This window comes from Flavobacterium tyrosinilyticum (assembly GCF_023656565.1).
Classification (GTDB): Bacteria; Bacteroidota; Bacteroidia; order Flavobacteriales; family Flavobacteriaceae; genus Flavobacterium; species Flavobacterium tyrosinilyticum.
The window spans coordinates 1,626,624-1,642,393 of sequence record NZ_JAMOKG010000001.1; the positions used below are offsets into that span (position 1 = coordinate 1,626,624).

The 15,770-nt window shown below is 33.3% G+C and carries 14 protein-coding genes; 5 read left to right on the plus strand and 9 right to left on the minus strand.

From position 1 onward, the window contains the following. Window positions 1–35 precede the first annotated feature (35 nt). The 3 genes from NCC77_RS07180 to NCC77_RS07190 all read right to left on the minus strand — a co-directional run bounded on the left by NCC77_RS07180 (window position 36) and on the right by NCC77_RS07190 (window position 2,426). Window positions 36–380, minus strand: coding sequence for a HopJ type III effector protein (locus tag NCC77_RS07180; protein ID WP_207294492.1), 345 nt, complete (start codon window positions 378–380; stop codon window positions 36–38). A gap of 168 nt (window positions 381–548) precedes the next feature. Beyond that, window positions 549–1,268 carry a 16S rRNA (cytidine(1402)-2'-O)-methyltransferase gene (rsmI, locus tag NCC77_RS07185; RefSeq protein WP_250834968.1) on the minus strand — a complete coding sequence of 240 codons (720 nt, stop codon included), beginning with the start codon at window positions 1,266–1,268 and terminating at the stop codon, window positions 549–551. Window positions 1,269–1,379: 111 nt separating this feature from the next. Continuing rightward, complete coding sequence (locus NCC77_RS07190) at window positions 1,380–2,426, minus strand: DUF8457 domain-containing protein (protein ID WP_250834969.1); 1,047 nt, start codon at window positions 2,424–2,426, stop codon at window positions 1,380–1,382. 236 nt (window positions 2,427–2,662) lie between these two features. Between NCC77_RS07190 and NCC77_RS07195 the strand changes: the two genes are divergently transcribed. Further along, window positions 2,663–3,253 (plus strand): thymidine kinase, encoded by a 591-nt coding sequence (locus NCC77_RS07195; protein WP_095928508.1) that lies wholly within the window; start codon window positions 2,663–2,665, stop codon window positions 3,251–3,253. 46 nt (window positions 3,254–3,299) lie between these two features. Next, window positions 3,300–3,719 carry a DUF8479 domain-containing protein gene (locus NCC77_RS07200; protein ID WP_250834970.1) on the plus strand — a complete coding sequence of 140 codons (420 nt, stop codon included), beginning with the start codon at window positions 3,300–3,302 and terminating at the stop codon, window positions 3,717–3,719. Window positions 3,720–4,074: 355 nt separating this feature from the next. On the opposite strand, the gene rpoN is transcribed toward NCC77_RS07200, so the two are convergent. The 5 genes from rpoN to NCC77_RS07225 all read right to left on the minus strand — a co-directional run bounded on the left by rpoN (window position 4,075) and on the right by NCC77_RS07225 (window position 10,998). Continuing rightward, the gene (rpoN, locus tag NCC77_RS07205) at window positions 4,075–5,535 is read right to left on the minus strand and encodes an RNA polymerase factor sigma-54 (RefSeq protein ID WP_095928315.1); all 1,461 of its coding nucleotides are present in this window, start codon (window positions 5,533–5,535) and stop codon (window positions 4,075–4,077) included. Window positions 5,536–5,654: 119 nt separating this feature from the next. Continuing rightward, the gene (locus NCC77_RS07210; protein WP_250834971.1) at window positions 5,655–6,050 is read right to left on the minus strand and encodes a GxxExxY protein; all 396 of its coding nucleotides are present in this window, start codon (window positions 6,048–6,050) and stop codon (window positions 5,655–5,657) included. Window positions 6,051–6,246: 196 nt separating this feature from the next. After that, a complete protein-coding gene (gene asnS / locus NCC77_RS07215) occupies window positions 6,247–7,692 on the minus strand; it encodes an asparagine--tRNA ligase (RefSeq protein WP_012022674.1) in 1,446 nt (481 codons plus the stop codon). 320 nt (window positions 7,693–8,012) lie between these two features. After that, the gene (locus tag NCC77_RS07220) at window positions 8,013–8,594 is read right to left on the minus strand and encodes a DMP19 family protein (RefSeq protein WP_250834972.1); all 582 of its coding nucleotides are present in this window, start codon (window positions 8,592–8,594) and stop codon (window positions 8,013–8,015) included. A 37-nt stretch (window positions 8,595–8,631) separates the two neighbouring features. Then, entirely contained in the window at window positions 8,632–10,998 is a 2,367-nt protein-coding gene (locus NCC77_RS07225) for an efflux RND transporter permease subunit (protein ID WP_250834973.1), read from the minus strand. A 221-nt stretch (window positions 10,999–11,219) separates the two neighbouring features. Here NCC77_RS07225 and NCC77_RS07230 point away from each other — a divergent pair, with 221 nt between their 5' ends. From NCC77_RS07230 to NCC77_RS07240, 3 genes are all read left to right on the plus strand, one after another. Continuing rightward, entirely contained in the window at window positions 11,220–11,981 is a 762-nt protein-coding gene (locus NCC77_RS07230; protein ID WP_250834974.1) for a sensor histidine kinase, read from the plus strand. Further along, a complete protein-coding gene (locus NCC77_RS07235) occupies window positions 11,944–12,663 on the plus strand; it encodes a LytR/AlgR family response regulator transcription factor (protein WP_250834975.1) in 720 nt (239 codons plus the stop codon). Before NCC77_RS07230 ends, NCC77_RS07235 begins: the two co-directional genes overlap by 38 nt. Window positions 12,664–12,825: 162 nt before the next feature. Next, window positions 12,826–15,096 carry a cation:proton antiporter gene (locus NCC77_RS07240; RefSeq protein WP_095928309.1) on the plus strand — a complete coding sequence of 757 codons (2,271 nt, stop codon included), beginning with the start codon at window positions 12,826–12,828 and terminating at the stop codon, window positions 15,094–15,096. Between the two features lie 347 nt (window positions 15,097–15,443). Here NCC77_RS07240 and NCC77_RS07245 read toward each other — a convergent pair whose 3' ends face one another. Further along, entirely contained in the window at window positions 15,444–15,668 is a 225-nt protein-coding gene (locus tag NCC77_RS07245) for a hypothetical protein (RefSeq protein WP_250834976.1), read from the minus strand. Window positions 15,669–15,770: the final 102 nt, after the last annotated feature.

Consider the following 15,770-nt stretch of genomic DNA (forward strand, 5'->3'; position numbering starts at 1 on the left):
AATCAAAAATCGTTTATCAAAAATCTTAAATAGAATTATTTCAATTCAAGGGCATTTCCTTCAAACTGAATTCCATCCCAACCTAAGTTGATGAAATTTCTAATGTTTTGGTGATTTGTTCCATTTGGATCGCCTAAAACTTCTTCAAAATAAAATGCTCCAAAACACGCCAATGTTTCTTCTTTATTTAGGTTCTGCAATTTCGCGAAAGAAAACAATTTGCAAGAACCTGAATTTTCGCCAGCTGCATTATGCTGAGTTCCGTTTTGAAAAGCGGTTGGAGTAAAGTTGTAATTTTCTTCGATTACTGCAATCGTTTCAGGAAATGTGATTTGTGTTGGAGTTTGTTTTACTTTTTCTAAAAAGGCTTGAATGCTCATGTTGTTATTTGTTGTTTTTTTGCCACAGATTAAAAGGATTAAAAAGATTTTTTTCTATGTGATTTTTTAACCACAAATTACACAAATTTCCGCTAATTAAATTTGTGCTAATTTGTGTAATTTGCGGTAAATCCCAACATTAATCTATGTCAATTTTTAATATTGTTTCTATTCTTCTTCGTCCTTAGAATACTTACTTTTTTTTGCTTCTTTTTCTATTGTCTTCCCTGCAACAACAACTACGATTTCGCCTCGTGGTGCTGTTTTTTCAAAATGCGCTAAAACTTCTTTTGCAGTTCCGCGTACATTTTCTTCGTGTAATTTTGATAATTCGCGTGAAACGCAAACTTGTCGGTCTTCTCCAAAATATTGCACAAATTCGGCTAAAGTTTTAACGAGTTTATGCGGAGAAACGTATAAGATCATCGTTCGGGTTTCTTCGGCTAAAGCCAAAAAACGAGTCTGACGTCCTTTTTTATCAGGCAGAAAACCTTCAAAGACAAATTTGTCATTTGGTAATCCGCTATTTACCAATGCAGGAACAAAAGCCGTTGCTCCAGGAAGACATTCTACTTCGATTTTATTTTCTACGCAAGCGCGTGTCAATAAAAATCCGGGATCTGAAATCGCTGGAGTTCCAGCATCTGAAATCAAAGCGATGGTTTCGCCAGCTTTCAAACGCGCAATTAAGTTTTCGGTTGTTTTATGTTCGTTGTGCATATGATGGCTGTGCATGTGCGTGCCAATTTCAAAATGCTTCAACAATTTTCCGCTTGTGCGGGTATCTTCTGCCAAAATCAAATCGACTTCTTTTAAAACCCGAATGGCTCTAAAAGTCATGTCTTCAAGATTGCCAATTGGCGTTGGAACGATATATAATTTTGACATAATTTATTTTAAAGTTTGAGCACGAATTGCACGAATTGGCACAAATTCTAATTTCTCTAAAAACTGCATCCAGCAAAATTCGTGTTAATCTGTGAAATTTGTGTTTTATTTTTAAGAGAATTTTTTCTCGATAATTCCCATGAAACGCTCTGCATAATCGTCTTTTCCTTCCCAGTTGTTATAATCTGGTTTTACCATGTTTTCGATAAACTCGTTTGCTTCTGCATAGGAATCAAAAGTTAAAAGCTGATTTAAAACACGGCTGTAATCTTCTGTGCTGTTTCCGAAAAGATTTTTAGTAAAAGCAATTCTGTCATTCAAATCAATATGAAAACCTCTTGCCAGTTTTTCGTTCAAACTTACCGATTTTGGCTGTGTCGGAGTTTCAAGAATAGCCGTTTCCACTTTTTTAGTTTCCTTAAAATCACTGATCGAAGGAGCTTGTGTTGGTGGAACAGCTTCAAAACTTTCCACTTTTACAAACTGTGCATCGGCGTAATTAATGCCGAAATCTTCAAATTGAATAGTTGGCTGTGCAGGAGTTTCTGCTTTTGGCTCTTCTATAATTTCTTCTTTGATTTCTTCCTTAATAGGCTCGGTTTCTAATTCAAAAGCAGGTTTGAAATCTGGAATAGGCTTCAACTCATTTACAGTCGTAAACGAAAGAGCATCGATAGGTTTTTCAGTTTCTTCTACCTTTTCAGCAATTGGCTCAACAATTTCTTCGACAATTGGTTCTTCAATAACAGCTTCTTCAATTTCGGCAGCAATTGGCTCAACAGTTTCTTCGATTACTGGTTCTTTAACTTCAACTACAGATTCAATGGCTTCGGTAATTTCTACTGGTTCTTCTTCCGAAGTTTCAGGTTCGTAAGATTCTTCAAGTGCAATAACTTTTTCTTCAGCAGGAGCTTCAAGTTCAATTATAGCTGGAATTGCATCTTCTTTTTCGAAAATAGTTTCCAATTCAGAAGTAATATCGCTTTGCCCGATTGTTGGTTTTGCAGCATCGAAATTCTCTTCCACAAATTTTAATACCGCTAATTTCTCGTATAATTTCTGAGTTTCAAGGTACAATTGATTGATATCGGATTTATTTTTAAGTTTTAAAATTCGATGTGCAATGCTAATTAAATCAGCTTCCAATTTTTTTTTCATAACTGTTGAAAATTATAGTGAATAAGGTATTTTAGTGTATTTGATGTCTGAATGTTTCTATTCTCAAGGAAATTCAAAAGATAATTTTTTATTTCTGTTAATACGCTGTCGCGAATTTAAGGTTTGATAAAAATTTTCTACTTTTGAAAAAATGTAAAACAGTACATTTTTACATCAATTTATTGCCAGTACAAAGTAATAAAAACTATTCATTTTTAAAGGTAGAAAAATACAAAATGTTTCTCGAAAATACAGTAAATCACAAAGAACAATTTGGTTGGATTGAAGTTATTTGTGGATCAATGTTTTCGGGTAAAACCGAAGAGCTGATCCGAAGATTAAAGCGCGCCCAATTTGCCAAACAAAGAGTCGAAATTTTTAAACCCGCTATTGATACCCGTTATCATGACGAAATGGTCGTGTCGCACGATGCCAACGAAATTCGTTCTACGCCAGTTCCTGCGGCGGCTAATATTTTAATTTTGGCCCAAGGATGTGATGTGATCGGGATTGACGAAGCTCAGTTTTTTGATGACGAAATTATTACCGTTTGTAACGATTTGGCAAATCAAGGAATTCGTGTAATTGTGGCTGGATTGGATATGGATTTTAAAGGAAATCCGTTTGGACCAATGCCAGGACTTATGGCAACTGCAGAATATGTAACGAAAGTTCATGCTGTTTGCACCAGAACGGGTAACTTAGCAAATTATAGTTTTAGAAAAACGGCTAATGATAAATTGGTAATGTTGGGCGAAACCGAAGAATACGAACCACTTAGCCGTGCAGCGTATTTTAACGCCATGAAAAAAAATCAAGAAAAATAATCTTATTTTTATTTCAATTTTAAAAGCGATGCAAGAAAAACAAAAGATGAGAAAACAGAACATTTTATTATTAGTTATTATTGGAGTTGCTTTAGCCGTTGCGGCATATTTTCAGTTTTTCCTTTCGGAACAAGCCGATGAAGTTAGTACTGAAATAACAGAATTGGTTGAAAAATACAATAAAAGCTGTCCGTTAAATATTCAAGAAGGAATTCGTTTAGACAGCGTCACTTTGCCTCAAGAAAGAACAGTTCAATATAATTTAACCTTGATAAAGGTGGCTAAAGAAACTGCGGAGATTAGTGTAATTCAGGAAGAAATTAGAAAAAGTCTTTTAAGCACTGCGAAAGCAAATCCTGGACTGCAGGTTTTTAGAGAAAACGATTATACTTTGGTGTATAGCTACTCTGATAAAAAGAAGGTGTTTTTGTTTGATGTAAAAATATTGCCAGACGAGTATAAATAATTCTAAGAAAAAGATATATAAAACCCGACAGATTTCCAAAACCTGTCGGGTTTTTTGTTTTCAAAATATATTTATTCATTCCGTAGGAATGTCTGGTTGGTAGAATTTTTTAATTTGATTCACCAGATATACGTTCCGTAGAAACGTTTGATTGTGGTCCAGCATATTCAATCATTATAACAAATGTCCTCACAGGACACGACCTAAATACCGCCAATATTTTTTTTCTACCGACAAGATATTCCTACGGAATATTTAATTTTAAATAATTGATAAAAACAAAACCCGATAGCTTTTTAAAACTATCGGGTTTGCTATTTAAATGTACTTATATTTCTTATATGGTTAGAGAAGTTTAAATCTTCTTTCTCATTCTCGCCACTGGAATATCCAACTGTTCACGATATTTTGCAATAGTTCTTCTTGCAATCGGATATCCTTTTTCTTTTAAGATTTCGGCCAATTGATCGTCTGGAAGCGGTTTTCTCTTATCTTCTTCCTCAATTGTATTCTGAAGAATCTTTTTAATTTCAAGAGTTGAAACATCTTCTCCTTGATCATTTTTCATGGCTTCAGAGAAAAATTCTTTAATAAGTTTCGTTCCGTATGGCGTTTCTACATATTTGCTGTTCGCCACACGCGAAATTGTCGAAATATCCAAACCAACCATATCTGCAATATCTTTTAAGATCATTGGTTTTAGTTTCGTTTCATCGCCGTCTAAGAAATATTCTTCCTGATAATGCATAATGGCATTCATCGTTACAAAAAGAGTTTCCTGACGTTGTCTGATGGCATCGATAAACCATTTAGCAGAATCTAATTTTTGTTTGATAAACTGAACGGCATCTTTCTGCGCAGTCGATTTATCACGAGATTCTTTGTACGTCTGCATCATTTCCTGATAATCTTTAGAAACGTGCAAAGAAGGAGCATTTCTTCCGTTTAGGGTCAGTTCTAATTCGCCATCTACAATTCTTATGGCAAAATCGGGAACAATGTTTTCTGTAACTTTATTGTTTCCGGTAAAAGAACCGCCTGGTTTTGGGTTCAAACGTTCAATTTCGTGAATTGCTTTTTTAAGCTGTTCGTTAGAAATGCTGTATTTCTGTAATAATTTATCGTAATGTTTCTTCGTAAAAGCATCAAACTGATTTTCGATAATGTCAATTGCTAAATCAACATATTCAGTTGGAGTTTTATGTTTTAACTGAAGCAATAAACATTCTTGTAAATCACGCGCGCCAACTCCCGAAGGTTCAAGCTCATGAATCACCGTCATCATTTTCTCGACCATTGCTTCATCAGTATAAATTCCCTGAGTAAAAGCCATATCGTCTACAATATCTGGAATACTTCTACGGATATAACCCATATCATCAATACTTCCAACTAAGAATTCAGCGATTTCGCGCTCTTCATCATTCAAAATAAAAGTATTCAGCTGATTGATTAAATCCTGATGAAAACTGATTGGAGCCGCAAAAGGCGTTTCGCGCTCTTCGTCGTCACTGTAATTATTTACCTGAGTTTTGTAATCAGGCATATCGTCGTCGCTTAGATATTCGTCAATGTTAATGTCGTCTGCTTCGATTCTGTCTGATTCTGCATCATCATAATCGTCGTAGTCTTCATTAGCATATTCATCAGCTTCGTAATCGTCTTCTTTTCCAGCTTCAAGAGCTGGATTTTCGTTCATTTCTTCTAATAAACGCTGTTCAAAAGCTTGCGTAGGCAATTGAATTAACTTCATCAGCTGAATTTGCTGTGGAGATAATTTTTGGGATAATTTTAAATTTAAAAATTGCTTTAGCATAGTTAAGGCGCTATTTTTTGCCACTAAGGCGCGAAGGCACAAAGTTTTTTTATTTGTTTTTTATTTATGGCCACAAAGGCACAAAGTTTTTTTTTACTTTCTTATATTTCAATGAAAACTTAAAATACTCTTTTTGTATTTATAAATCTTCTGATGCCACTCTTTATTAATGGAACATTGAAGTTAATTAAAAATCCTAAATCTTTATTCAGCAATTTTAACTGACTTATAATTTGTGCTTCCCAAACTGGATTTATTTGGTCAACTGCTTTTATTTCTATTATTATAGAATCTTCAATCAGTAAATCTAATCTTAATCCTTCGCTAAATTCAATTCCATCATAAAAAATTGGAATATCAACCTGGCGTTTTACATCAAGACCAGCTTTTGTGATTTCATGGGCTAGACAAACTTCATAGACTCTTTCTAATAATCCAGGTCCAAGTTGTTTATGAACCTTAAATGCCGAGTTTACAATTATTTTTCCAATTTCTTCCGTTCTTTCCGAGAGCATATTTTTTAGGGATTTGCCACGAAGGCACAAAGGCACAAAGTTTTTGTTTTGAAAGTTTTTAAATCTTCAATAAACAATAAAATAATACTTGTGAATTTATGTCTTCGTGGTATTATTTTAAAATTTTTAGAGTCTTTCAATCAGTTTAAAAATAAACTTAGCGTCTTTGTGCCTTCGTGGCAAAAAACCTTACGTATTAAAACTCCGCACTTCCAGGAGTTCTTGGGAAAGGAATTACATCTCTAATGTTTGTCATTCCAGTTACAAACAATACCAAACGCTCAAATCCTAAACCAAAACCTGCGTGAGTTGCAGAACCAAATCTTCTGGTGTCTAAATACCAGTATAACTCTTCTTTATCAATTCCAAGTTTTTCCATTTTCTCAACCAAAACATCGTAACGTTCTTCTCTTTCAGAACCACCAACGATTTCTCCAATTCCAGGGAAAAGGATATCCATTGCACGAACAGTTTCTCTTCCTGGTTCTGTGTTGTCATTCAAACGCATGTAAAACGCTTTAATGTTTGCTGGGTAATCGTATAAAATTACCGGACATTTAAAGTGTTTTTCAACCAAGAAACGTTCGTGTTCTGACTGTAAATCAGCTCCCCACTCATTGATTAGATATTGGAATTTCTTCTTTTTATTTGGAGTTGAATCTCTTAAAATATCAATTGCTTCTGTATAAGAAACGCGTTTGAAGTTGTTTTCCAATACGAAGTTCAATTTCTCTAACAAAGCCATTTCGCTTCTTTCAGCCTGTGGTTTTGATTTTTCTTCTTCAAGAAGTCTTCCTTCTAAGAATTTCAAATCGTCTTTACAGTTGTCTAAAGCATATTTAATTACATACTGAATAAAATCTTCAGCCAAATCCATGTTGTCATCAAGGTCGTTGAAAGCAACTTCAGGCTCAATCATCCAAAATTCAGCAAGGTGACGAGAAGTATTTGAATTTTCTGCTCTAAACGTTGGCCCAAAAGTATAAATCTGACCTAAAGCCATTGCGAACGTTTCACCTTCTAATTGTCCAGAAACCGTCAAGTTGGTATGTTTTCCGAAGAAATCTTTTTTGAAATCAATGTTTCCTTCTTCATTTTTAGGAAGATTATCCAAAGGCAAAGAAGTAACTTGGAACATTTCTCCAGCACCTTCAGCATCAGCTCCAGTAATGATTGGCGTGTTTACATAAACGAAACCTTTTTGCTGGAAATAGCTGTGAACAGCATAAGATAAAACCGAACGGACACGCATAATCGCACCAAAAGCATTTGTACGTACACGCAAGTGAGCATTTTCACGTAAAAATTCTAAAGAGTGTTTTTTAGGTTGCATCGGGAATTTCTCAGCATCAGAATCTCCAAGAATTTCAAGTTTGTTTACTTGAATTTCATATTTCTGACCTGCACCCTTACTTTCAACCAAAGTTCCAATTACAGAAACCGCTGCTCCAGTTGTGATTCTTTTTAAAGTCTCTTCTGGTGTATTTTCAAAATCAACAACACATTGAATATTATTAATTGTAGAACCGTCATTTAAAGCGATGAACTGATTATTTCTAAAAGTTCTCACCCAACCTTTTGCATTCACTTCCTGTAACGTCGTCGTACTGTTTAATAAGTCTCTAACTTTTGTGTGTTTCATTTTTATATATAATTGATATTAAATAATATTCGTTTTGAACAACTGCAAATATAATCGATAATAATTAATTTTTGAAGCTGATTCCTGCTCTTCGCTATATCTTTCTATTTTTAAAGGAAAAATAGAAAGGATGCCGCTACGATCAGGGCTAGGGCATTTAGTTTCAAAAGAAGCACTTTCTTTTGCTTTTTTTCATTTCGACGAAGTAGAAATCTTCTTAAGAAACTCGACAAAGTTAAGAAGTACTGCGCGGAGCTTCTTGTGGAGATTTCTCCTTCTTCGAAATGACAAATTATCTCTTGTTTCTTATCAAATTAGGATTATTTATCTACAAATTCACTTTTGTTTTGACGAATATATTCTATCAGCAAATTTTCCAATTTTTCTGTTTTATACAAATCATAGAATTCATCATCTAATTTGTTAAGAGGATTGTCATCGTATGATTTGCTAAAACCTTCAAGAGTGCCATCTTGATGTTTCGTTATATTTTTGTATTCTTTTTTATAGATGTTATTTGCTTTAACTACTAGATCAGCAAATTTATTGGCATGAATAAGTTTTAAAGCATCAGGTACAAGATCTGCAAATTGTCCACTAGAATTAAAATAATATTGATTAAACCCGCCATTATTAATTTCTCCTTCAAGATTCCAAATAATATAAATTGCTTGCTCTGATTTAGATAATTTTAAGACACTTTCATATTCTTTTTCATAATCAGTTGAAAGTTTTGATGATATATTATTCCAAACTTTTTCAAGTAATTCTGTGTCTTTTGTTCCGTTTATTGTTTCTTCGGTGAAATTTGGTTTTGTGATTTTTGTTTCAACCTTTTTTTTGCAACCAAAAAGATTTAGAATAGATGCAATCATTATTAATAATATTATTTTCTTTTTCATTTTTTTCTTGATAATTGCAGAATCAGTAAAGAAAAACTTATTTCTCCAATCCCTCCAATTCCTCTTTTTTAGTTTTCTTCTTCTCAAAAGTTAAAACCAATGAAGGCAATACAACCAAATTAGCAAACATTGCAAAAACCAAAGTACAAGAAATTAATCCTCCTAAAGCAATTGTTCCGCTGAAGCTTGATAAAGTAAAAGTTGCAAAACCTAAGATCAAAACGATAGAAGTGTAGAATGTACTTACTCCAGTTTCTCTTAAAGCGCTGAAAACAGATTTTTTTACTTTTCCTTTATTTTGAGTCAATTCATCTTTGTATTTCGCCATAAACTGAATAGCATTATCAACCGAGATTCCAAAAGCGATACTGAATACCAAAATAGTTGAAGGTTTTAACGGAATGCCAAAATAACCCATTAATCCAGAAGTGATGCAAAGCGGTAAAATATTTGTAATCAAAGAAGCTGCTACCATTTTGAACGAACGGAATAAATACAGCATTAAGATTGCAATAGTTAAAATCGCAAACAATAATGACTCAATTAAGTTATGCGCCAAATAAGTTGTTCCTTTCTGGAAAACTAATGCTTTTCCTGTAATCGTAACTTCATAACGGTCTTTAGGGAAAATTTCGTCAATTTTTTTACGCAATTTTCCTTCTACTTTTGCCATTTCATCTGTTCCAATATCTTTCATAAAAGTTGTGATTCTGGCATATTGTCCAGTAGAATCAACATAAGCTTTCATTAAGTTTTCTTTACTGTTTTTGGTTGCATTTTTAGCATAACCTAAAATAAAAGTCTGTTCCTGAGAAGTTGGTAGTTGGTAATATTCAGGATTTCCGTTATAAAAAGCCTGTTTTGCATATTTAACCAAGTTTACAACAGAAACTGGTTTTGCTAATTCAGGAATTTCAGAAATGGTGTTTTGTAATTCATCCATTTTACGAATGGTCGCTGGTTTCATAACACCTTTTTTCTTTTTGGTGTCAATCATGATTTCCAGTGGCATTACACCGTTGAATTCTTTTTCGTAAAATAAAATATCTTTAAAGAAAGAAGCGCTTTTTGGCATTTCACCAATCAAACTTCCTGAAACTTTCATTTGTCTAACTCCATTCAAACTCACAAGAAACAGAACAGCGTAAATGCAATAAACAATTGTCTTTTTGCCTTTTACGATAGTTGTAACTGTATTTAAAAGCGTTGAAATATAAGTTTTATCTAAATGATATAAGTGTTTTGCTTTTGGTAATGGCATAAAACTGTAAATAATTGGCACGATAAAAAGTGTCAAAGTATAAACAGAAATCACGTTGATAGAAGTGACCAATCCAAACTCAAAAAGCAGTTCGTTTCCTGTAATCATTAAGGTTGCAAAACCAATTGCAGCCGTTAAGTTGGTCATGAAAGTTGAATGCCCAATTTTTGAAATAACACGCTGTAAAGCTTTTGCCTGATTGTTGTGTATTTTGATCTCCTGCTGATATTTGTTGATCAGGAAAATACAGTTTGTAATTCCGATTACGATAATCAGCGGCGGAATAATTGCTGTTAAAATCGTGATTTTATAACCAAATAATCCAAGTGTTCCAAACGACCAAGTTACTCCGACAATTAAAATGCAAATCGAAATAAAAGTAGCTCTGAACGAACGGAAGAAGAAAAAGAAAATCAAAGAAACGGTCAATAAAGACGCTCCAATGAAAAGTCCGATTTCGCCTTTCATATTATCCGCATTGATTGTACGGATGTACGGCATTCCTGAAACTTTAAGATCGATTCCCGTTTCTTTTTCGAATTTATCGATTTTCGGAACTAAATCTTTTAAGATAAATACCTTTCTTTCGGCTGTATTTACCAGCGCTTTATTCATGTAAATGGCAGAACGAACACTTCCGCTTTCTTTGTTAAACAACAAACCTTCATAAAAAGGCAGATTGTGAAACAAATCGTATTGAACACTTTTTAAATAAGCAGCATCCAATACTTTACTTTCGTCAATAAACGGTGCTAAAACAAATTTTTGGTTTACGGTATCTTTTTCAAGTTTCTTTAGATCATTTAAAGAAATTACTAAATCAACTTCTTTGGCTTTTTTCAAACCGTTCATTAATTCGGTCCAAGCCGCATAATTTTTTGGTGTAAAGAATTTAGGATCTTTAAAACCAATAACGATTAAGTTTCCTTCTTCGCCAAATTTGTCTAAGAATTTTTGATAATCTTTATTTGCAATATGATCTTTTGGAAGCAGGTTAGCTTCGGTATAAGTCATAGAAAGATTCTTCCACTGATAACCAAAGAAAATAGTTAAAGCAGAAAGTATAACCAGAATCGTAATTCGGTTTTTAAGTATGATTCGGGCTAACTTTTCCCAAAATCCAACTTGGATAGCGTTTTTCATAAAATCTTTAAAAATGGATGCAAATGTAGTGAAAAGTGCTCGAAATCATAAATATTCGATTCTATTTTACTTTATGTTAACACAAGATGCAAGATTTTTAAAAACAGGATAATTTACTTGCTTTTTGCCAATTAGTCGTTAGCTTTTGCCATATTTGCAATTCGTTTTACAGTAAAAAATACTGTTATTGTAATTTTGCACTCAAAAATAGATCAGCAACAATGCAACAAAATAATACTACAACTTTCATTTTTCTAACCATTCTTTTGCTTTTAATTGTTATTATTTGCTTTATGATTTATCAATTAAAGCAAACGAAGAAAGCTAAAGAAGATGCTGAAAAAAGTTTTTATGCTTTAGAATCTAAGGTAAACGATTTGCAGTTGGAGAATTTAGAATCCAAACTAAATCCGCATTTGTTTAAGAATATCTTAAATTCGATTCAGTCGCATGCTTATCAAACTTATTTTGCTCTGGATAAATTGGCCAATGTTCTGGATTATATTTTGTACGAAAGCAAAAAGAAATTTGTAACGGCTAAAGAAGAAATAGATTTTGCATTGAATTTAATAGAAATCAACAAAATCAAAATCAGTCCGCTTTTTGAACTTAAGGTTAAAACCAATATTAATCAGGAAGACAAATTATATGAACAGCCTTTGCTAGCGCCTTTAATTTCGATTGATTTAATTGAAAACGCATTCAAACATGCCGATCTTCAAAGTGCAGACGCTTTTATTTCGGTAGTTTTTGAATTTAAAAACAATGCTTTTTTTATGACGGTTTCCAATAAAATATCAGATAAAAAAGTACTGAAAAAAGAACGAAGCGGTTTTGGCCATACAACGCTCGAACACCGTCTTCGCATTATTTATAAGAATAATTTCAAACTCGATAGGTTTATAGAAAACGATGTTTATATTGCCCATCTAAAAATTGATTTACTTGAATACAAAACTGAAATGCTTGCTTCTGGACGATGAACTTCCAGGATTGACTTACCTAAAAATGCTTTGCGAACAAATTCCCGAATTGGAGATCGTGAAGACATTCAATAATCCTGAAAAACTTTTGTCTGATATACCTAATTTAGATTTTGACCTGCTAATTTCGGATATTGAAATGCCCGGAATTGATGGGCTACATCTGGCTGAAAAACTGCAAGATAAATTGGTGATTTTTTGTACTGCGTATAAAGAATACGCGGCCGAGGCATTTAATATCGATGCTGTAGACTATATTACAAAACCTGTAAAATTGGAACGTTTGCAAAAAGCAGTCACAAAAGCTTTGGAGCGTTTTGAGAAATCAAATTCAGATAAAAAATTCATTCAACTCAATACAGACAAAGGAAAAACGCTGTTGTATTTTAATAAAATTCAGTACATAAAAACTGCTGCAAGTGATAGTCGTGACAAAACGGTACTGCTTACCGATGGAAGTTTTTTGAATTTGAAAAATGTAAAATTCGATACCCTTTTAAACGAATTGCCAGATGCTGATTTCTGTCGAGTTAATAAAAAAGAAATCGTGGCAGTAAAAGCAATTAAGTTCTTTAATCATAACGAAATTGTGTTGCACCATGTTGAAGAAAACAGCAAAAACACAACGCTAATCTTAAGCGAAACTTATCGAGCTGATTTTTTGAGAAAGGTGAAATTATAGCCATTTGCGATAATTGGTTTGGCTTGGGATGACAATCATTTCTAAAACTTATTACAATTTTTTCCTGACTTGTTACATGTGATTGAAATTAACAAGTGAATTACTTTTTCACTAAATTCACAGTGCTGATATTTGCGTTAATTAAATCTAAAGAACGAGTTTATGAATAACGTTAAGAACTCTCTATTCTACATAACAGTTATTGGTGGTTTTACAGCGCTAATATATTGGGTAATTTCAAAAGGCGCTTCATTAGAAGTCGGGCGTAATATTGTAAAGAAAAGTGTTGAAAGTAATCATTGGAAAGACTTTCTTCATTCGATGGTCGAAAATCTGCAGCATCCTCTGGCTATTTTATTAGCGCAGATCGTTACCATCATTTTAGTTGCCCGTTTGTTTGGATGGTTTTTTAGAAAAATCGGACAGCCGTCTGTAATTGGTGAAATGATTGCAGGAATTGTGTTAGGACCATCTTTGGTCGGAATGTATTTTCCAGAGTTTTCGGCTGCTTTATTTCCAAAAGAATCTTTAGGTAATCTACAGTTCTTAAGCCAAATCGGTTTAATCCTTTTTATGTTTGTTATCGGAATGGAATTGGATTTGAAAGTGCTAAAAAATAAAGCGCATGATGCAGTTGTAATCAGTCACGCCAGTATTGTAATTCCGTTTGCTTTAGGTTTATCATTGGCATTTTTTATTTATGAAACGTATGCTCCATTGGGAGTTGAGTTTTCTTCTTTCGGTTTATTTATGGGAATCGCCATGAGTATTACCGCTTTCCCGGTTTTGGCTAGAATAGTTCAAGAACGTGGCATGCAGAAAACAAGATTAGGAACCATTGCTATTACTTGCGCGGCTGCAGACGATATTACGGCTTGGTGTATTTTGGCAGTTGTTATTGCGATTGTAAAAGCGGGTTCGCTTTCGAGTTCACTTTATGTAATCGGAATGGCGATTTTGTATGTGATCATCATGCTAAAAATTGTTCGTCCCTTCTTAAAAAGAGTGGGAGATTTAAATGCGACGAGAGAAAGTTTAAATAAACCAGTTGTTGCTATTTTCTTTATTACACTTTTAATTTCTGCTTATGCGTCTGAGTTAATTGGAATTCATGCTTTGTTCGGTGCTTTTTTGGCTGGAGCGATTATGCCAGAAAACAATAAGTTTAGAAACATATTTATCGAAAAAGTAGAAGACGTTGCCATCATTGTTTTATTGCCATTGTTTTTCGTTTTCACAGGTTTGCGTACACAAATCGGATTGTTGAATGATCCTGAATTATGGAAACTTACTGGTTTGATCATTTTGGTTGCTGTCGTTGGTAAATTCTTCGGGAGTGCTTTGGCAGCGAAATTTATGGGACAGAACTGGAAAGACAGTTTAGCCATTGGAGCCCTGATGAATACAAGAGGTTTGATGGAGCTGGTTGTTTTAAACATCGGTTACGATCTAGGGGTATTGTCAACAGAAATCTTTACTATGATGGTAATTATGGCATTGGTGACTACTTTTATGACAGGCCCGGCTTTAGATTTTATTGGATTCATTTTTAAAGATAAAATCACAGCCGTTCCAGAGGAAATAGGGACTAAAAGTAAGTACAAGATTTTACTTTCGTTTGCTACTCCAGAAAAAGGGAAAAAATTACTCAAAATTGCCAACAGCCTTGTTAAAAAGCAAACGGATAATTCGGTTGTAACAGCCATGCATATTTCTTTAAGTACAGAAATACATTCTTTTGATGTTAAAGAACATGAACGAAAAATGATCGGGCCAGTGGTGGAAGAATCGCAATTGTTAGATCAAAATTTAGAGAGCTTGTTTAAAGTTTCGAGTGATATTGATTCAGATATTATTGATACGGCAAACCATGGAGAATATGATTTATTATTGGTTGGTTTAGGACAATCTATTTTTGATGGAACTTTGTTGGGGAAAATTCTCGGATTTACAACCAGAATTGTAAATCCAGATCGTTTGATTGATAAGTTCACAGGAAAAGAAGGTTTGTTTGAAAACAATCCGTTCGATGAGAGAACACGACATATTATTACTAAAGCGAAAATGCCAGTTGGTATTTTTATCGATAAGAATCTAGAAGAAGTAAACCAGATTTTTATGCCCGTTTTTAGTAAAGAAGATGCTTTTTTAATTGATTATGCTAAAAAGCTAATTAATAATAATGGTTCTCAGATTACAGTTTTAGATGCTGGTGGAGAAGTTAAAAATACAAGAGAAATTCAGGAAACAATTCGTTCTATCGAACAAATTGCGCCAAATCATATCATGATTATGAATGACAGAACACTGAAGAAAGAATTTTTAGAAAGCCAAAATCTAATGATTATCAGTTTAGATAGCTGGAAAAAACTAATAGAATCTCAAAGTATTTGGCTGAATAATTCGCCATCGGTTTTGATTCTAAAGCCATAAAATTTTAAATTCCAATTTTTTTAAATTCCAAATTCCAAAGTTGGGAATTTAAAAAAAAAAACAAAATTCCAAATTTCAATTGACTATTGGAGTTTGGGATTTTTTTATTGTGTATGTCATTTCGACCGAAGGGAGAAATCACACTAGTAGCTCGACAAAGATTGACAATTTTCTTTGCGGAATTTCTAGTGTGATTTCTCCCTTCGGTCTAAATGACAAAACTTACTGAAGTTTTCTGTTTTTTAGAGCACGCAGAACTTTGTCAAAGTTTCAAACTTTGACAAAGTTTTTTAGTAATATTTGTTATCTTGAAGATGATCACAGTAGTAACTTCGGCTTATACAAAATTATACGTCTTCGTACCATATTTGTTTTAACAGTATTCCTTTCTTAAAAATTTCTTCTGTTTCGTCTTCAAAATTAACTTTAACTATATAATCTTCATCATCATCTGATTGTTGAACCCAATCAATCCATTCAATCGCAGGAGATAAATCTCCATTTTCTCTTACTATTCTATATCCTTCACCAAGGTTTTCAGAAAGTACTTCTTCAATTTTTTCTAAATTCATTTTGTTTAATTTTTGACATTATTAATTTCTTTCATCCAGAATAATTTAATCTTACAAATAGTAAAAAGAGTGTTGTTTGTAGAATAAACTACTGCAATAGTA